Here is a 19902-nt window from a genome sequence, read left to right on the forward strand (position 1 = left end):
TCATTAGCACAATTAGCTCTGAGCATAGAAACCAAGGCTTGTTCAGCCCCTTCTGTTTTAAAATCCAGCGATTCTGAAATGATTCATCTAGATGAGTGAATTTCCAAACGGCAATTTTTCAAATAGCATATTCCCCCCTGTAGCCAAACACTCCCTATCCGGTTTGAGCGGATAGGGAGTGCTTTAATATTAGGTGTCGGTCTTTAATTACTGGGGAGCGCTCTCTAATTGCTGGAGGCCATTCTACTTAATGAGCTCTCTTAGCTTCTGCTCTATCTCCGCGTTAATGACCGCCTCTCCCCCAAATATTGTGGCTCCGGTCATCTCCCTTGACTTTAAGTAGTCCATGACATCATTAGGTATCGTGTCGTTCAGCAATAAGATGGGGGCATTATGGTTGGCTGCGTACACACTGCCGGCCAGAGCATCGGGGAAGTTGTTGCCCGTGGCGATGCCGATGTTTTTGCCGGATAAGTTAAAGTACTCGGCTACGGCCAGAGAAGTCTGATACCGGTCCGGACCGCCGATGCGGATGATGTTTTCTTGCTTCAGAGAGGTTAATTGAGCCACTCCATCTTCAACCTGTTGGCTGATGACTCCTTCCAACCCGATGATATAAACCTTGATGGGTTTGATCTGAGCTAGCTTGTTTTTTACTCCTTCACTGATGCCGTTTTTCTCCACCAGGAGAATAGGGCTTTGGATTGCGGCGGCGGCACTGCTTACGGATAGGGCATCGGGGTAGTTTCCGCCATAAACCAGAATGACCGGTCTGCCTTGTTCTACTTTAAGTTCTTCAGCGATCCTTAAGGCTGTTTCGTAGCGGTTGGCTCCGCCCAATCGGATGATCTGGCTGTATCCATGGGCTTGGATTCTCTCTTCCACTGCTGCCGGGACGGCACCGGTGCCTCCCAGGATGGTGATGGTTCCTGCTGTTTCTACATGCTCTTTCAGGTAGTTCAACAGGCTCTCCTGATCTTGGGCTGTGCTTCCTACCAACAGCAGAGGAGCATTGAGTTTGTAAGCCAGGACGCTTCCGGCCAGGGCATCGGGGTAATTCGTGGCTGTGGCTAAAACTACATTGGTGACTTTACCCGGGTAATTGGCTTGGGCGATGGCGATGGCTGTTTCAATCCGGTTGGATCCGAAAAGCCGTTGGACTCCGCTCAGGGATTGATGCATTTTGAAATCCCATTTGACGATGTCCTGCTCTACGGTGATGATGGGGCTTTTGTAGCGTTCATAGCCTGCTTTGGTGGCTAAGAGATAGTAGTCCGACTGGGGAAAGACCATATAGGCATAGGCGCCATAGCTGTTGCTGACCTGAGGATTGGCATTGTCGTTGGGCTCAAACCCGGTAAGGGTCGGCAGCGCCACCAGGGTATCCGGGGTTTTGCCGCTGGCCCGGTTGCGGGCGGTATCGGCATAGTAGAGTTTGACATCCACTCCGGTGATAGGCTGGTTGGTGGCGGAGTCCAGGATGATGCCATAGGGGTCGATTAAGGTGCTGGTCAAACTGATGGCTCCGTCCTTGTCTACTTTGACCTCGATTCTCCCAATGGCAATTTTCTGGCCGTTGCCCAGATCAAAGGTGACCTTAAATTGGGATTCGGTTCCGTTGGCCAGGTTTTTCACCTGGATGGTGCCGTTGGGCTTCTTTTCCAGAATGGCTTCCTGGGGCTTGAAGGAGAGGGTCTTGGTGCCATTGCTGTCGTTGGTGATCTGGGCATGGATGGTCTTCGTGGTTGAGTTGGCGTGATTGTCGGTGACATTCACCGGGATTGCGGCAGGGTTTGCCGGTGTTGTGGGTTGAGTTGGGGTTGGCGTTGGATTTGAGGTTGAGGGTGAGGAATCGTCATCGTTATCACTGCGTGAGGATGCCGCCCGGTTGATGGTTACCTTGTAGTATTGAACGGTGGTTCCGTCTTGAGCTGTGACTTTGATGTAGGCTGTGGTGGCTCCCCCAGAGGTAAGAGCCAGGGTGGAGCTTCCTGTTATTTCTTGGCTAAAGGCTGCATCGGAGTACAGCTTCACTGTGGCGTTGGCTGCTGCTCCTATATCGGCAAGTCCGATACTGGATTTGGCATGGGCTACGTTCACAGAAGCGGTCTTCGGAGCTTCCTTTGTGCCGGCTTCGTTGCCCGCTATGATCGCTGTTCCCGCTATGCCGGCCATCCCTGCGTCATTGCTTTCGGTCAAGACCATAGCATATACTTTTAGAGTTACTCCATCTTCGGCCAGCACCGCTAATTTGTCTCCTTTGGCAAGCTTGGCAGCCGCAGCTTTGGCCGTTGCATTGGCAAAATCCGTAGGACTCGCCATTGGTGTTCCTTCCGGGATGATCTTCCACGCTGCATTTTCATGCTTATTCAAATTGCCGAGGAAGCTTTCTACCGTAACATCTATATGAATTACGGCAGTATTTGATTGGATGGTATTTCCACTGATATTATAGGAGGTTGCCTTTGTTGTTACAGCAGCATCCTCCGAAAGATTTACTGTAAAGGTCAATGTGGTTGCAGGTCCCGCCGGATTGCTTCCGCTTGCCTTTATCCTGACCTGCACCGTTTGATTTCCTGTAAATGTTGGCGGATTTGCAGAATCATAGGCTGTCCATGTTGTTCCCCCATTTGTGGAATATTCCATGGTATTGTCTGCACCTGTGATCTGATTGGTCAGATCGTTTGCTGTCACATTCGGCGATGCTACTTCATCGTCCATTATGGTCAGCGTGGCGCTGCTCTGACCCAATGTCGCTCCGCCTGTGGCATTGCTCAGAGTGAGGTTCACTGTCTCATTTCCTTCCAGAATAGCATCTTGACTGATTGCTACAGTGAAGGTCTTGCTTGCCGCATCTCCGTCTGCAAAGTTCAGTGTCCCGCTGGTTGCCGTGTAGTCGCTTCCCGCTGTGGCTGTTCCATCACTGGTAGCATAATCCACCGACACCGCTCCGTTACTGCCGCCGGTCCGGGTTACGGTAATGGTCACGCCACCCCCATCTTCTCCGATAGTGTAGGCCGCATTGCTGAATGCCAGTACTCCCGGCTGGGTTGCCTGTCCAATTATAATCTCCGCCGAATCTGAGCCAGCATGATACAGATCGTTTCCGGCAAGGCGCACCACATAGGTGCCTGCCGAAAGCCCGGTGATCTCACCGGAAGTGTTGGCGGTAGCTGCCGTATAAGCACCGCCGTCTTTTTTATATTCGTAGAGCCTGTTTGGTATCAGTCCGGTAATTTTACCGTCGCTTCCGCCATAGCTGCCTGCATCGGTTTTCCCCAGCCCGGCGGGGGCATCCTGAGTTCCCTTATCCACAGTAATCGTGGCGGTTATTTTTGCGCCGGCCTGATGGGTAGATGTTTCCGCTGTTATAAGGCCAATTTCTATGGTTCCTGCTTCGGTGACCGTAAGAAGGTTACCCGAAACGGTTCCTGCTCCGGTGCCGCCTTCCTCTACCGTAAAGGTTTGCGAGCCTGCGTTGGAATCCACCGTAAACAATCCGGACACGGCGGTAAGATCGATCTCCGTTCCGCCATAGGCAACGGTTGCAGCACCGGCTGTGTTGTTTACCGGTAATCTAGATTCCCACTGTGCATAATAGGTAGCTGATGAACCGGTTGCAGATGTTACCTTGCTGCCGCCGGTACCTGCTGTATACCAGCCCTTAAAAGGAGAATCCCCTTTTGTTGGTGCATTAAAAGTAGTTGCCAAGGTATCGCCATTAAACAAATACTCCGTTTTAGCGGCGGTATCACCATCAATATTTCCGCCGTTCAGATTGTAGGTAATTTTCTGCGGGATTGCACAAAGATATGCTCCGTATATCCAGGGCTGCTCGCCCGGAATATTACCATATTCCTGATAGCGTACTACAGTCAGCAGTAAACTCTTACTTCCACTGCGAATGTCTATTTTGGAGCCTTCGGAATATGTACCACGTGCCTTATAATTGCCATCGTCTATATACCAAGAACCAACATCGTTAATTAATTCAGTTAATGGCGTGGATGTTCCAAGCCACTCCACACCCTCATTTACATCAGCTATATTTGTATAGCTTCCACAGTCTCCAAAATCCACAACATACATCAATGTATATCCACTTGGAATAACAGGAACATTCGTAATCGTCGCATATCCGTACTTATCAAATGCTACTGTGGGTGAAATCTCCTGTCTTGTTCCACTTGGCGTAAAAGCTGCACCAACCGTCAGGATGAAGGTCAGCGTCGCGTCCGGTGCTGTGCCGTTGCCGGCGGTCAGTTCAACAGGGTAGCTGCCCGCTGCAAGTCCTGCCGCTATATCCAATTTCTTCGTAGTATCATTCCATGTAATACTGCCATTGCCGGAAGTCTTGGTCACTGTCACCGGAGCTGTTCCGGTTATGGTGTATACTCCGGTGGAGGTGACGCTATATCCTTCGGTCAAGCCCATTGCTGTGGGGCCGGTGATGCCGGGAGCCACAGAGGCCGGCGTTACTGTTACATTCACTTTATAGTAAAGCGTGGTGCTTTCGTCCTGGGCTACCACTTTGATGATGAAGAAGTCCCCGTTGCTGACAGCTTCGTTTCCATAAGGAGCAGCACCTGTAAAAGCTGCTTCATCCGGAGATGCCCCCGAAGCATATTTGACCACCTGCACCGTTGCATTGCTGTCGTTGGAATCGAACAGCGTCACATAGGAGCCTGAATTGCTGGTATCCGCCGCCTGCTCTGCACTTAGGGTAACTGAGCCTGCCACTACCGAGGCAAGTGCCCCATGGGGTGTTCCCAAATCTGTCACGGTCTGGCCTTTGACCGTCGGAGATGCTTTCAGCGTTGCATCATTGTTTAAGGCTGCCTCCCTGCTGATAGTGACCGCATAGTATTTGATGGTGGTTTCGTCTTGCGCCGTGACCTTGATGTAGGCTGTGGTGGCTCCGCCTTCAATGAGAGCTATAGTGGAGCTTCCTGTTATCTCTTCGGTAAATCCTGCATTAGAGTAAAGCTTCGCCGTAGCGTTGGCTGCTGTCCCTATATCTGCAAGCCCAATACTGGATTTTTCATTGGCTACAGTGATGGTTGCGGTCTTCGGTTCTCCGCTTGTTCCTGTTTCACTGCCTGCCGTAATAGTCTCTCCCAGTACGCTGCTTAAGCCGGCATCACTGCTTGCAGATCCCGAATCTGAGATAGGGATGATATTCTCAAGCTGGAAGTCATTAAACAATGTATTCCTCGTAAATCCCGATGAACCAGGTGAAACTGAAATGGCGACTTTATTAAGCCCGGTAAAACCGTCCAAAGGTATTAAGATACCCTTCGTGTCTATTTGGTGTAATGGAGCAATACCTTTCGCGAAGGTAACACTTTTTACTTGATTTTCTGAACTATCATATCCTGTGATAGTAATATCGCCAATTTCGTAATCCAAATCAACTTTAAATGAAGTTAAAGTAAAAATACTTGTGGGGCTGGTAATAAAAAAGCCCTCCACTGGATCAGCAGCCATGATACCCATATTCTCGTCAATTGCGGGATGCATTCCTTCATCATCTCGATCTTGAAATCCCCAAATCTCATTGTCTATCCCTGTTGCTGCACTCACCTGGAACTTTATATCACTTCCGCCTATATCATTACTTGCTTGAAAAGTACCACCTGCAGTATCTTCGTAAGACTTGCCGTCCTCTATTATACTTCCTGAAAAAACCTTAACCTCCTGATCAAAATCAAAATGCCAGGTCCCTGAAATTGAGGACGCGGAAGGAATGGCTGTGAAGTTTTGAGAGGTTTGATTTGCATTAATACTTCCATAGGTATAGCTTGCCGGTGTAAATGTATATCCGCTTTTGCTGGGTGCCACCGTTCCAGACCAGCCGGAAGGTACATCTAACAAATATATGCCGCTGCTGTCCGCCGTCACCGTTTTTGCAGTGCCATCATTATAGCTTAAGACTGCCCCCCCGATCCCAGCATTTCCCGATATGGTCATCATGTCAGAAGAATATTGATTTCCGGTGACACTTAGAGTCCCTGGTCCGGATGCAGTAAAGTCAATCGTCCCCGTAACTCCGTATATAAAACTTGTTACAACCAGAACATAGGTCTGGCCTGCGGTAAGGGATATATTTGAGAGTCTTGATTTAAAATTATTATTATCGTTATACAATTCATTATCAATATAAGCGATATCGTCATTGGCATAGAGCAGCCCCGTCATCGGAGATTCCGGATTAAAAGAACCATCATACAGAAAAAGGACCGTATCATCTGTCGCACCTATCGGACTTTGTGGTGTGCCGTAACCGTAATAAGTGGCTGCCGGTGATAAATTTGCGGACGCAACCTCAATGGTATAGTCCCCAGTAGTATCTGGTGTAAGACTTCTGGTAAAATAGTTATATGAATCAGAACTTAGTTCATATCCTATAAAATTCGCTATTTGTCTCGTTGAATCATTATCACCGTTCGAAAAAATATCAAGTCTGTGAAAAGTGTTTGTAGTCGTCAATTCACCTGAAAAATTTACCGGAGACGGACTGGCATACACCGGTGTACTTCCCATGAAGCACTGCCAAAAAAGCAACATGGACAATATCACACTTAACAATGCGCGAGGTCTTTTTCTCCTTCGTTTGTTTTCTTCCTTTGTCATATAATCGCATTCCTCCTCTTAAATAGTCCCCCCATGTCTTATGGACAAAGATAGCTTGATTTTAATTGTAGCAAGCGTTTCTCGCAAAAATCTCTCAAACCTCATCAAGGCAGGTATTTAATAAAAAATCACACATAGGATAATAAATTCTCCTAATGTGCGTTCATTCGTGCTTTGGCGATTGCCGAGGGGGTCAGGAAATAATGTGCCCCATTTTTAAAGTGACAATCTCATTTCTCATAGTTAAAAATCTGTGAAAAAATCGGTTCTTTGGCCAAATACTTAGTTGACAAACCCGTTTTACACTTGTAAAATTAAATTGTTCGACATTTGTAAAATAAGGAGCGGCAGATATGACAGACCTACAAAAGATTCCCGACAGTGAGCTGGAAATCATGATGATTATCTGGGATGCGGATGAAGGAGTAACCTCCGATTACATTATGGATCGCCTGGATAAGACCTGGCAGAAAACCACCGTGCTTAATTTTTTAAGCCGGCTTGGCGACCGCGGCTTTTTAACAGTTCATAAGCAAGGCCGGTTCAATGTTTATCAAGCCCTGGTAAAAAAAGAGGATTATCTGCAAAAGGAAAGCAAGACATTTTTGCGGAGAATGCACCACAATTCCCTGACCAGCCTGGTTGCCTCCCTTTATGACGGCGCCGGCATTTCCAAGGAAGATTTGCAGGAGCTGAAAAAGTTTATCGAGGAGGCGGAATAAATGCTGGGCAATATTCTCCTGGTTTCCCTCACCATGTCGCGGTCATTGTCTTGCTGCTCATGATTTCGCCTTTGTTACATAAAAGGTACAGCGCCCAATGGTGTTACCTTGTCTGGCTGGTATTAGCCCTCCGCCTGATCATTCCCTGGCGGTTTGAACTGCCTGACGCCCCTGTCAACCTACCCGTGCCGCCCCAACAAACGATTATGTTTCAACAAGACGGCAGGCCCGGCCTGTTCATGGGCAATGGCCACCTGGAAAACAGCCACAACCCGCCGGCGGCTGCATCTGATTCAGCCTCAGCTCCAGTCTCTGCCGTCATCCCTGATTCCGTCTCTGCTTCAGTCTCTGCATCCATCTCTGATTCAGCCACTGATTCAGTCTCAAACTCAGCCCTGGCCGCGGCAGATAACACCCCCGTGATCACCCTGCAGGAACTATTGCTTATCCTTTGGGCTTTGGGGGCCGGGTCCTTCTTCCTGTTCCATCTGATCAGCTATACACGGTTCAGGAGAAAAATCAAGCCGTATTGCCGCAAGGCCGATCCCGCGGTGCCGGACAGCGTTTTCGAAAGTGTCTTGCTTGACCTGAAAATCAAAGGCAGGCCCCAGCTTCTCAGCTGTTCTGAAAGCGCAAGCCCCATGCTGACAGGCTTTTTCAAACCGGCAATCTTATTGCCTGACCTGGAGTATACCCGGGAGGAGTTGTCCCTCGTCCTGCAGCATGAGCTTACTCACTACAAACGGTATGATACCTGGTATAAGCTGCTTTTGCTGGCAGCCAATTCCGTCCACTGGTTCAATCCTCTCGTCTATTTCATGGTCAAGGCGGCCAACCGGGATCTGGAGTATTCCTGCGATGATCTGGTGATCAAAAACGGCGACCTGAGTTTCAGGAAAAAATATTCCCTTACCATTCTGAAAACAATGCAAACCCAGCAGCCGCCGGCCCTTTCCACAGGGTTTTCCGCAAGCGGCAAAAGTGCCAGGAGCAGATTTGCCAATATTTTAGACGGCCAAAACAAAAAGAGAGGAGTTTGGGCGCTGATTTTGGTGCTGGGTCTGGCCGCTGTCAGCAGCACCCTGGTCGCCTGCAATCAGGTGCAGGAAAGCGTCAATAGCCAGGAAAGTACCAATATCCAGGAAAGCGCCAATAGTCTGGAAAGCAACCCAGTCCGGCCGCCGGGCAGTTATGCCGAAAATTTATATCAATATCAAGGTACTGATGTGGACGATAAGGTGAGAGTAAGTGCCCTTGTCCAGGCCCTTCAATTTACGGATTTGCCTGTACAATCCATCGAGATCAAAACGGACAGCGAACCTTATCGGATTACGGTCAAGTATCAGGTGGGCAGCCGGGCTGATTATCGCTTTCCCCAGGATATTCTCACCGGCTTAAGCAGAAATGCGGCTGTGCTGTTCAGCTTAATTCCCGAGGCCGACCATATTTCTTTGGATCTTTACGATGAGTATGGCTACTTTAGCGGGAGTCCTTATAGCCGGGAGGATTTAGATACATATTACGGCATGGAGTATTTTACAGCTGATAGGGTGAACGAAGCCGCAGGCAGCCTGGAGTCCTTTACCAATTACCTGGACCAGGTTGCCGCCCTGAAAAATGCGGAGGAATTTTACAGTGAGGATAAGCTGATCAGGAAGCAACACGAGGAAATGATGAAGCAGGTCTATGCTGTGATCGGGGATGACTGCGAACTCATCGCAACCAGTTTCATTGCCAACAACCCTATGAATTTTCGGGGAACGATCACAGAAGCCATGGCCGTGAGTCCCGAAATTCAAAAACTGGCGGAGCAAAACGACCTGCTGGCCCAATACAAAGACAAAGAGATAACCTTCTCAGTCCATACTAGTCGCAATTTTAAAATAAACGGCCCCTATACCAATTATCTGTTTGCCTTTGACGGAGAGAAAATGATTGCTTATACCCAATTATAGGCAGCCGGCGCTGTGTGCTATATATAGATACATTAAAAGAAGGAAGATGACTATGCCAAATGAATTAAAACGCTGTGATTGGGCGGTAAGAAGCAAGCTGGAACAGGAGTATCATGATCAGGAATGGGGCGTTCCCGTTCATGACGATAAAAGGCTATTCAAGATGTTAATTTTAGAGGGTAAGCAGGCAGGGTTGAGCTGGGCTACCATCTTAGCAAAAATGGCTACCCTTTGCAGGGCTTTTGACGATTTTGACCCGGCGATTCTTGTAACTTATGATCAGGTGAAAGTAGAAGAACTTCTCCAAAATAACGGAATTATTAAGAACAGGCAGAAAGTCAATGCTGCTATCAGCAACGCCAAGGCATACTTTACAATCTGTGAGCAATTCGGTTCTTTAGACAACTATTTATGGTCCTTTATCGATCATAAACCCATTGTTAATTCCTGGCTTACCCTGGAGCAGGTTCCCTCCAGTACCTCTGTTTCCGATGCCATCAGCAAAGACTTGAAGAAACATGGTTTTAAATTTGTGGGAACGACCACCATCTATGCTTTTATGCAGGGTGTGGGGATGGTCAATGACCATTTGATTTCCTGCCCCTTTTATCAGCGCAATTAGCTTTAGACATACGGCCTGTTTCCACCTCTTCGACCTCCAGCCCCATAATGAAATTTGTTTTCTTATTGCTGATATTTTCTGCGATTTTTCCCGTCAGATTTAAACCAAGGCAGGCTCCTAAGAAGTAAATGGTGTTCAACAGTAATCACCAAAGAATCCTCGCCGGCCTAGTAAAGGTATCAGATAACTGTCAAAGGCGAGGTAATCATCTGTCCCAACATGACCCAATGCCATTGGTTGTCTTTTCATGTTTAACAAATGCTGAGTCGTGATGCTATAATAATTGAATATTGTACTCCTTGATCTTCCGATAAACAGTCGTCTTGCTTAAGCCCACCAAGTTTGCGGCAACACGCACATTATTTCCGGTTATAGTCAAAGCCTTTCTAATCATTTCTTCCTCTGTTTCGTGGATCGAGGTCATTTGCGGGAATTTATCCGCTGGCGCATTAGCCTTCGGCACCTCCAGATTTCTAGAGAGGCTGGCTGGCAGGTCTTGCATTTTAATCACCGGGCCCTCACAGATATTTGCTGCGTATACCATAGCATTTTTCAACTGCCGAATATTTCCCGGCCAAGTGTAATTGAAAATAAACGCTTCCGCTTCTCTGCTCAGCATAAAGGGCGGATGTCCCGCCTTCCTGCAGCTATCTTCAAGAAAGTAGTTAGCCATTAATACGATATCCTGTCCCCGTTCCCGAAGAGGCGGTAGTGCCAGTTGAAGAATTTCCAGCCGGTAATATAAGTCTGCTCGGAATTTTTTCTCTTGAACCAATTTAAAAAGATCACAGTTAGTCGCAGCAACCAAGCGGAAGTCCACATGAACGTCTTTGTTGCTGCCCAGGCGCATGACCTTTTTATCCTCCAGGACACGTAAAAAATTGGGCTGTATCTCTAACGGCATATCACCGATTTCATCTAAGAATAAAGTTCCTTCGTGGGCAAGTTCAATTTTACCTGCACGTCCTTTGTTTTCGGCACCGGTGAAAGCTCCGCCAACATATCCGAATAATTCACTGGCGATGAGGTTGCTGGGAAGGGCAGCGCAATTAATGGCCACAAAGGAGCCGCTTCTGCCGCTGGCCTGATGAATAGCCTGCGCAAACATTTCCTTACCTGTGCCGCTCTCTCCGATAATTAAAATTCCGTTATCCGTTCGAGCAAAGCGGGCAGCTGTCCGTACTGCAGTATGGAGCTGCGGGCTTTCGCCTTTAATGCCGGCAAAGCTGCAGTCCAGTATGTGATCTTCTTCAAAACGGCTAGGATATAGTATATTTCCACTCCCTGCTGAATGGCTGCGCTTGGAAAGCTCCAACTGGCTTTCAACCGTATAACGAAGAGTATTCGTCCAAAGTAAAATCCTATGAAGGGTCTCATCATCGAGGGCAGCATCGTTGATATGGTTTATCGTCGTGATAACCCCAAGTTGATTACCTTGAGCATCGCAAACTGGTGAAGAGGTTGCCAACTGATGCTCCAAGGCTTTGCAATAATGCCGTGACCCCGCTAACAGCACGGTTTTTCCGTATTCCAAGCAAAGAGATGTGGAAGAGGTTCCGACAGTTTCTTCTCTCCATATTGAACCGCTATGAGGATTTAACCTCAGGAGCCGCGGCTGGTCCGTCAAGTCAAGTAATGTTCCGTTTTCGTCGAAGATCGTCAGTGTGGTCGGCAGGTTTAGCAAGGGTAAAAGTGCGCTGAAATACATCTTTGTTAAGTCAATAAACTTTCTCTTATCGCGCAATAAGGCATTCAATTCCATGGATCTGCGCATATAAGTAAGCTCCTCCATGTAGGGATCAACTTTCATTCCTTTACATCGCTGCCAGGAAGCGGCTACCTCCGGCTCTAATAAACTCGATAAAGTCGTGTTCAGATTTTTTTTGGCAAATGAATCTTTAAAAAGGCTGATGGCTCTTAAGTTATCCAAATCTACCTTAGGTGTGGTGAGAACGCCTTGATCATTGTTAAAGGAAAGTACCATTCTTCTCAAACACCTCCAATAAGCTTCCAGGTGCACTCCCCTATTTTAAATATTGGGTTATGCAATAGTGTACATTTTTATTATACCCCTAATACTAAAGGGTTACCATCCAGTTAATTTCATGATTGAAAATTTTACGCTTAACGGGCCACCCAAAAATAGGCGACCCGTTTATTAATTTGTATTTATTCTTTAGTTGACTCATTGCTTTCCTTTTGGGTTAGATTTGCCTTGCATTTTAAGCAGGTTTTCGCCGTGGCAGGGTTTACTGCACCACATTCGGGACATTTAACCGGTTTTCCGGCTGTAGGTGGACGAAAGCACATAATGAATTACCCCCTAATATGAATATATGATAAGTTTAAGCTGCTTATTTTGCACCCATGCTTTTGCTTGTGGGGCCTTTCGTAACGGCTACGCGCACGGCCCCTGACACTATACCAATACTAGTTAAAATCATTAAAAGGCCAAGTATTATCGCGATTGGCATGGGATTACCGCCAAGAAATGCCATAAACGAACCGCCAATCGCATTGCCGGCACCGATACACATAAGTGCTAACCCGGCACCGCCCCAGCTGCCGAGTGCATCCATCATGCCATAGGGTGTGAGCAGCGCACCTAAGGCTATGCCTAAAACAAGGATTCGTGGCGGATCGAGTTTGGTAAACATCATGAAGATCTGAAACAAAGCACAGAGGATCCCGCCCAGTAGAAAAGCATTAATGTACATCATCATGACCGACCTCCTATACAGTGTAAAAGGCGATGGCACCAATTAACATAGACAAGATCGTTCCCAGGCCTAACACAAACAAAACCAGATTAAGAGCCGACTTAGTTGCAGCACCCGAGGATCCGGTCTCCATCTTGGTACCTGTGAAAACGCCTGCAACCGCAGCTACCAGTCCGCAAAGGGGAAGAATTGCTCCGAAATAGCCCAGTTTTTCTATCTTTTCGTATATCCCGACAATAAACAATACCCCGCCAGTCAGGCCGATGAGCAACAGAGTCATAGGGACTACAAGTGGCGATTGCGCTCCTAAAACCCCAGCAGAAAAGTTCATATAGCCCTGGGTCAGCACAGCTAAAAGTCCGCCTACGATGAAGGAAGAGATTATTTGTTTGAACATCATCATCTTGCTCCTTTTAAAAACAAATAGATGAAGGCCGGCGGTTGCTCCGGCAAGCTGCCGGCCTTTCTTTCGTTCTTTATAAATTAAACTCTATTTCAAGGCGAAGAGAACTTGTTTAGGATGATCAACCAGACGTTTTGCTAGTTCCTCCAGCGGTCCGTAGCTCAAGCATTTCGCCTGACAATGCTGAACGCATGAGGGTTGTTTACCTTTTTCCACCCTCGATGCACAAAGATTGCATTGGTCGGTAGGCATGGGAACATAACTGATCTGCCATTTATCTTGAGCATACTCCCAGGGCCCAAGCTCCGCGAGCTTGATACCGTATTGACCTACCTGAAGTCCATGTTCCATTTGGCAGGCCACTTCACATGTATGGCAGCCTGTGCACCAGTCGTAGTCAATCAAAATACCTTTATTAACAGCCATCCTTATTCACCATCCTTTACTTTGTACAGTTTGCAAAGCATTGTCTTGAAATTAGAACCAAAACCGCTCCGGCCAGGAATCCAGGGAACGAGATTGTTGACATTAAGCTCGTATACATCGTACAGGTTTTCAGGGCTTGCTTCCGGGCGCCACCACGCGTGGTCGCAAGACACCATACGAGGGTCCATAACAGGTGTAGCTTTAACCTTCCTTTGCGCACGCCCCCGTTGGTTTTCAACCCAAACCCAATCACCGTCTTTGATCCCCATTTTTGTACAGGTTTCTGGATTCACTTCAATCTCAGGATCTGGTCTCAAGGCACGATTACGCTCGATTTGGCGATGCTCAGAATGGAACATACTCCAAATCCGGGCACCTGTAGTAAGGACTAACGGATATTCTTCCAGTAATTCCGGTGTTGCACCTGGTCCGGGGGATGGTTCTTCAAAGTAAGGCAGAGGGTCCAGTCCGGCCATTTCGTAGAAAGTAGAGTATAGTTCTATTTTTCCCGTAGCGGTGTTGAACCCAAGCTCTCCATCCTGCCTGAGAAGCCCTTTTTCATAGCGTTTGTAATTAAAGGGCATATAAGCAGGTGCTTTTTCAGCAAGTTCCTGGAAGGTGAAGCCTGTAGGTTTTAGAATATGGGTGAACATATCCTGTACATCCTCCCAGGGCCAGGCTTCCGGGTTAAAGCGCTTACCCAGCTCGAGGTTGATTTGCATGTCAGATTTGCATTCCCCGATTTGAGTGACTTTGTTGATGACTTCACCCCGTTGAGCACCATCGCCAACGCGAAGTCCGTCGCGCTCTGGGAAGGTTGCAGCCGGCAAGACAACGTCAGCAACAGCCATAATGGAAGGAGTCATAAAGATATCAACAAAGACTACGAAATCCAGTTTTTTAACTGCCTCTTCCCATTTCTTGGGTTCCGCAGCAATACAAGCCACTGGATTCGTGGTTTGATACCAGGCTCCATGAATTTTGTAAGGCACACCTGTTTCCAGAGCTTTCTGAACAGCATCAGGTTGAGCAATTTGAAAGCCATACTGCAATAAAGGATAATCCTTCAAACCGATACGTTTTTCTGCTTGCTCCTGGCTTAAAAGTTCACGCCCGAAACCACCGGAGTAAGGTAATAGTTCAGGTGGTACGATGACACCACCGGGGACGTCCGCATTACCAGTAATATAGAATAACGCCGCGATGGCTTGGCTTGCCGGCAGAGACTCTTTTGTCATATCCACAGCAAGTCCCCATTGCATGGTTGCCGGTTTGCTTTTCGCCAGAATGTGAGCCGCATTGCGGATCTTTTCGGCTGGCACCCAAGTGATCTCAGCAACTTTATCTACAGGATAGTCTTGCACACGTTCTTTCAGTTGATCAAAGCCGTAGGTCCACTCTTTTATAAAGTCTTTGTCATAAAGTTCTTCATTGATAACGACATTCAGCATACCCAGGGCAAGAGCAGCGTCGGTACCGGGGCGAACCCGTAAATGTTCTTCGGCACGAGCAGCAAGCCAAGTAATTTTCGGGTCAATGCAAACGATTTTCATGCCCCGTTTCATTAAATCGATGACCCAGTGCCCATAGAATCCATCAGAGTTAGATGTGAGAGGATAGTTGCCCCAAATAAACATCGTTTCAGGCACTTTATATTCAGGGTTGTCATAACGATCAATGAATTGCTGGGAAGCATCGGCTACCCAGTAGTTCCCTGTGGTGGCAACCATACCTGCTACACGAGGCAGATAGCAAGCTGCGCCTGAGAGTGGATAGCAATAATTGGGGGAACCAAAAGACCAGGCTAAACGAGAAATCCACTGAGCAATATCGCGGCCGGTTCCTTGTGTGAAGATAACCGATTCCGCACCGTTTTCTTCTTTGATCTTATTAAATTTTTCTACGATAAGATCGTAAGCTTCTTCCCAACTGATGCGCTCCCATTTGTTTTGGCCACGGTCTTTAGGATCCCGTTTCATGGGATAAAGCAAGCGATCTTTATGGTTTGTCACTTCATTAATGTTTAGACATCGAACACAAAGTCTTCCGTCATTGTAGGGATTTTCAGGATCTCCTTCAACTTTGACTAATTTGCCGCTTTTATCTGTGTAAAGCAAAACGCCGCAACCAAGATGGCAACCGGGTCCAGACCATGCACTGCCTCTTGTCACCGTTAGTTCACCTTCTTGGTGTTTGAACGGTTTAGTGTGCTCAGCATATGACCAGTGTCTTTCTTCCATAGGATAAATCTTCCTTTCTCCCCGTTTTCATTTTGAATCTGAATGTTTCTGGTTGATACAAACCCCAGGCCTGGGTTATGCACTGTATATATGCAAATCCCGTGCCAACAAAACCGAGCCCTAAAACCCCCATTATTAAGGGTTTTTCTTTCCTAAAAGAAAAGAAAACCAGAGTCCCAGAGGTTTCCCAATGTCCCGTTTTGTAAAAATCGGTACATTCACAAACGAGAGCACACTTCCGGGGAGGGTCTACATCCCTTGCCATTTAATTGGCATAAATTTTGCATATTTATATCAATGAGTTTTTCGTTGAACTCCATTCAAAAGAATGTCAGAAACCAAAATTAGGTATGGGGGTGTTTAGGGTGACCGATGAATTACAAAATATTAACCAGAAACTTAAACAAGGGGACATTGTGACTACCAAGGAAGAAATCCTTAAGGATGAAACAAAAAAATATGACCATTTAGATGGAATCACAACAACGACTGTGCTGCGGATGAATGCTATGAAAAAGTTTCTTGAAGAAAAACAAAAGAAACTACAAGCAGAAAATCAGATATCTAAGGAGTGAATGCCTATCAACACCTATCATTATTTCAAAAAATCCGCAGATCTTAAGACCTTTACACTCCACGTAAAAGAAACCCACTTAAGAATCAGCGTTGACCGGGAGAGCTGTACTGAAAGCTTCAAGTCCAACAGCCATGACTCTTTGTTGAGGCTGAGGTCGGATATTGAAAAATACATTAAGGCCCATCATAATTTCCGTTCCTCTTTTAAACCCTTGAATATTCCCGCCAACGCTCCCCCTATCGTCAGGTGTATGGGAGATGCAGCCCGGGCAGCAAACGTCGGCCCTATGGCAGCTGTCGCAGGTGCCATAGCCGAGGCTTTGGGTGAGGAATTAAGCAAGTTCGCCAAGGAGATTATCATCGAAAATGGCGGTGATCTCTATATTCAGACCAGTCGCAGGCGGGTGATCGGAATCTTCGCCAGCAGGACGAAATTCTCTTATCAGATTGGGCTTGAGATTCCTGAAAACTCATCTCCCCTTGGGCTTTGCACATCTTCCGGTACCATTGGCTCAAGTATCAGCTTGGGTCAGGCCGACGCAGTCGTGATTCAGGCCGGGACGGCTTCTTTGGCAGATGCGGTGGCTACAGCTACTGCCAACAAAGTGCAGACCCCTGAAGATCTGCGACCTGCTCTGGAGTTCGCCAATAAAATTCCCGGGGTCACCGGAGTTTTAGCGATCAAGGGTTCAGCTCTGGCAGCTTGGGGTAATTTGAAGTTAGTAAAAATCTAGAATGAAATAGCTAATACCAGAGCAGTATGATGTTTTTTATAGCTACTTGGGGACGCAGCTTTGTCTGTCTCTGATCATGCTACCATTGCTCATTTTCAAAGCGAATGCCTGGCGGATGCTATGGAGAATTTGTTTTTACAACTGACCATGTTTCCGCCCTGAAAAATGCGGAGGAATTTTACAGTGAGGGAGATAAGCTGATCAGGAAGCAAAAACGAGGAAATGATGAAGCAGGTCTATGCCGTGATCGGGGATGACTGCGAAATCATCTCGACCAGCTTCAACGCCAACAACCTTATGAATTTCCGGGGAACGGTCTCAGAAGCCATGGCCGGGAGTCCCGAAATTCAGGAGCTGGCAGAGCAAAATGCCCTGCTGGCCAATACAAAGACAAAGAGATACCTTCTCAATCCATATTAGCCGCAATTTAAAATAAATGGCCCCTATGCCTATTATCTGTTTGCCTTTGACGGGGAGAAAATGATTGCTTATACCCAGTTATAGACAGCCGGCTCCAGGCACAGTACAGCCCCTTCTGTTTAAAAATCCGGCAATTCTAAGCTGACTCATCTAGATGAATAAATTTCAAAAACGGTAATTTTTAATGATCCCCTCGGATACCTCTTCCACCACATCTTTCCAGAGGTTGACCGGTTCCCTGGCCAGCTCTGCCTGCACCGTCTCCTTTAAAGGAGCCTGGCTGCCGCAGGTTTGGCTGTCGTGATAACGCTGTTTAACCTGCCGGACTGCTGTTGCTACCTGATCATCATAATGATTCTGTTCCAGGATCTCATCAGCGATGACCCGGCCCAATTTCGCTTCAAGGCTTTGCTCCAGGCTCTCCTCCATGATATTTTCCGGCGGCATCACTTTGCCTTGATCGTAAAGCCTGATTTTTCCTTCCAGCCAGGCCAGGAACTGAGGGGTGCTCATAGCATTCAGCTCCACCCTGTGCCCCTGCAGCCAATTCTCCCACCTGGGATCAAGATAGCCGGCCACAGCCCTTTTGCGGCCTGTTTCCACCTCTTCGATCTCCAGCCCCATGTCCACCGCTTCTTCAGGGTCCAGCCCCAGATTGATGATCTTGACTTTGCGTCCTGGTCTGGCCCTGGTTTCGTTTTGCAAGGTCTCATAGATGAGGGTGCCATAAGCATCCGCGTCATGAATGCAGAAAAACGTGATCTCCTCCTCCCCATGTTCCCCAAGGGCATCCAGCAAATCCTTCACCGCCCGGCTGGCGTAACCTTTGCTGGTAAGCAAGGCCAGATCGTATTTCTCCGGAATCTTCTTTTCCTTGAGCACATGGAAGAAGCCCTCTTTTTCAATATACAGGACTTTATTGAAGGTCCAGGCCGGCTTATGGTAATTTTCCACCGCGATGGTGCCGATGGAGATATCCCGGCCGGAATGGGGATGGTACAGGGTTCCCCGCTCATCCCGGTACATCAGTGGAATGTCTCCGTGTTCCGCCTCATAGCCGCCGATCAGTTCCTTACAAAAATAAGGATAATCCGGTTCTCTGCCGGTTTCCCTGATCACGTAGGGCCGGACGGCATAATAGAGCTGACGCAGGCTGAAGCGGTATTCTCCGTTGCCGCTGGCTTTGGCAATAGCTTCCTGCAGGCATTCTCCCACAACTTCTTTCTGGGATCTCTTTTTCCCCGCCACCGCGCCAGACAGGGATTTTTGAGCTCTGCTGAGGGTCTTTTTAATCCCCTCGACCAACTTGGAGGCGACAACCGAGAGATCCGGCTCTTTCCCGTCCGTCACAATCGGGATATAGGGGGTCATGATATTGATCAACAAAAAGGCAGGTTTGGCCTTCACATCGCAATACAGGCCGCAGCCGAAAATACTCAGGGTATTCTTATCGTGGTAGGCATTGACCTCACCGGTTATTGGGGATTTGTTGAGCAGCACCGTGATATGGGGCATATCGGAAGGCGCGGCGTAGGTTTCCAGAACAAAGGGGATTTCAGCCTCATGTTCCCCTTTGATCGTCCTGACCTTAAAGGTGCCGGTGGATTTCCAGTAACCGCTCCAACTCTCCAGGCTGCCGATCTTCCCCAGCCTCTCCGGGTTAATATTTTTAACCGCTCCTCTGAGCTGAGCCAAAAGTGCTTCCGTTTCTGTAAAACTTAAAGCAGCGGCAGGGGTCTTGGTATATTCACCGGCTATTTTTCCCGCTTTGCCGCCGGTGCAGCCGTCAAACTGGGTGATCAGATCCCGGACCGAGCCCCGGAAGGCTTGAAACAATTCAAAGAAATTCTCGCTGGTATACCACCAGGGCGAAGTTTTTCCCCGGTAGATTTCTCCACGGGCATAATCAATGGCCATACTCGCCCAATTTAAATTAAGGGGCATTTCACCCAGATTAAAGCTGATTTTTGTCCCCTCTTCGGGATAATCCTTTAAACATTCCGGGAGAGCCGTCCCATCCTTTTGGAAATGGATCCTGTAATGCTTGCCCCGGGTGCAAACATGGAGCTCGCCCCCCGAGGCGGCCACCGCCCCGGCGACCACACGCAGACCGTTGCCCAATGCCCCTCTGGTGGGCAGGCGTAAATACTTGGAGGATCGCAGGGGCCTGCTGATGGAAAACAAATCCGGGTCCAGACCGGCGCCACGATCCTTGACATAAAAGAAATCACCCTCGTAACCAATCTCGCAAGCACCGCACAAATCCAGGGCATTATCCACCAGTTCTTTGCAGACCAGCATAGATAATTTACTTTCCGGCACCCCTGCTTTTTGGGGCAGTGTCTCCATATTTCTGAATAATTTCCAGTCTTCACGCTCAAATAACATGCCCAGACTCAGTCCTCCTGCCTGTCAAGGTCATCCTGAAAGCTCACTGGAATATAATATGCA

Annotated in this window: 13 protein-coding genes; 6 read left to right on the forward strand and 7 right to left on the reverse strand. The window is 47.8% G+C overall.

All coding sequences use genetic code 11. The annotated features are described in order from the left end of the window. Positions 1-243: 243 nt before the first annotated feature. Positions 244-6633: a DUF4073 domain-containing protein gene (locus BUA14_RS27145; RefSeq protein WP_084078407.1), complete on the reverse strand. Its 6390-nt coding sequence runs from the start codon at positions 6631-6633 to the stop codon at positions 244-246. 353 nt (positions 6634-6986) lie between these two features. Here BUA14_RS27145 and BUA14_RS04145 point away from each other — a divergent pair, with 353 nt between their 5' ends. The 3 genes from BUA14_RS04145 (at position 6987) to BUA14_RS04155 (ending at position 9932) form a co-directional block, all read left to right on the forward strand. After that, positions 6987-7355, forward strand: a complete 369-nt coding sequence (locus BUA14_RS04145) for a BlaI/MecI/CopY family transcriptional regulator (RefSeq protein WP_072771414.1) — start codon at positions 6987-6989, stop codon at positions 7353-7355. Positions 7356-7426: 71 nt separating this feature from the next. Then, a complete protein-coding gene (locus BUA14_RS04150; RefSeq protein WP_242954541.1) occupies positions 7427-9310 on the forward strand; it encodes a M56 family metallopeptidase in 1884 nt (627 codons plus the stop codon). A gap of 52 nt (positions 9311-9362) precedes the next feature. Next, the gene (locus BUA14_RS04155) at positions 9363-9932 is read left to right on the forward strand and encodes a DNA-3-methyladenine glycosylase I (protein ID WP_072771415.1); all 570 of its coding nucleotides are present in this window, start codon (positions 9363-9365) and stop codon (positions 9930-9932) included. A gap of 274 nt (positions 9933-10206) precedes the next feature. Here the strand turns inward: BUA14_RS04155 and BUA14_RS04160 are convergent, their stop codons facing one another. The 5 genes from BUA14_RS04160 to BUA14_RS04180 all read right to left on the reverse strand — a co-directional run bounded on the left by BUA14_RS04160 (position 10207) and on the right by BUA14_RS04180 (position 15721). Then, entirely contained in the window at positions 10207-11916 is a 1710-nt protein-coding gene (locus BUA14_RS04160; RefSeq protein WP_072771416.1) for a sigma-54 interaction domain-containing protein, read from the reverse strand. Positions 11917-12286: 370 nt separating this feature from the next. Next, the gene (locus tag BUA14_RS04165) at positions 12287-12655 is read right to left on the reverse strand and encodes a SpoVA/SpoVAEb family sporulation membrane protein (RefSeq protein ID WP_242954542.1); all 369 of its coding nucleotides are present in this window, start codon (positions 12653-12655) and stop codon (positions 12287-12289) included. 10 nt (positions 12656-12665) lie between these two features. After that, a complete protein-coding gene (locus tag BUA14_RS04170) occupies positions 12666-13049 on the reverse strand; it encodes a SpoVA/SpoVAEb family sporulation membrane protein (RefSeq protein WP_072771726.1) in 384 nt (127 codons plus the stop codon). A gap of 93 nt (positions 13050-13142) precedes the next feature. Beyond that, positions 13143-13481: a 4Fe-4S dicluster domain-containing protein gene (locus BUA14_RS04175; protein WP_072771417.1), complete on the reverse strand. Its 339-nt coding sequence runs from the start codon at positions 13479-13481 to the stop codon at positions 13143-13145. A 2-nt stretch (positions 13482-13483) separates the two neighbouring features. Next, positions 13484-15721: a molybdopterin-dependent oxidoreductase gene (locus BUA14_RS04180; RefSeq protein ID WP_072771418.1), complete on the reverse strand. Its 2238-nt coding sequence runs from the start codon at positions 15719-15721 to the stop codon at positions 13484-13486. A 365-nt stretch (positions 15722-16086) separates the two neighbouring features. Between BUA14_RS04180 and BUA14_RS04185 the strand changes: the two genes are divergently transcribed. The 3 genes from BUA14_RS04185 to BUA14_RS27800 all read left to right on the forward strand — a co-directional run bounded on the left by BUA14_RS04185 (position 16087) and on the right by BUA14_RS27800 (position 17451). After that, positions 16087-16296, forward strand: coding sequence for a hypothetical protein (locus BUA14_RS04185; RefSeq protein WP_143153424.1), 210 nt, complete (start codon positions 16087-16089; stop codon positions 16294-16296). Next, positions 16297-17031, forward strand: a complete 735-nt coding sequence (locus BUA14_RS04190; RefSeq protein WP_072771420.1) for a UPF0280 family protein — start codon at positions 16297-16299, stop codon at positions 17029-17031. A 222-nt stretch (positions 17032-17253) separates the two neighbouring features. Continuing rightward, positions 17254-17451: a cytidine/deoxycytidylate deaminase family protein gene (locus BUA14_RS27800; protein WP_072771421.1), complete on the forward strand. Its 198-nt coding sequence runs from the start codon at positions 17254-17256 to the stop codon at positions 17449-17451. A gap of 165 nt (positions 17452-17616) precedes the next feature. Here BUA14_RS27800 and BUA14_RS28400 read toward each other — a convergent pair whose 3' ends face one another. Continuing rightward, on the reverse strand, positions 17617-19839 hold the full coding sequence (locus tag BUA14_RS28400) for a hypothetical protein (RefSeq protein WP_072771422.1): 2223 nt from the start codon (positions 19837-19839) through the stop codon (positions 17617-17619). Positions 19840-19902: the final 63 nt, after the last annotated feature.

It is taken from the genome of Desulfitobacterium chlororespirans DSM 11544, assembly GCF_900143285.1.
GTDB lineage: Bacteria > Bacillota > Desulfitobacteriia > Desulfitobacteriales > Desulfitobacteriaceae > Desulfitobacterium > Desulfitobacterium chlororespirans.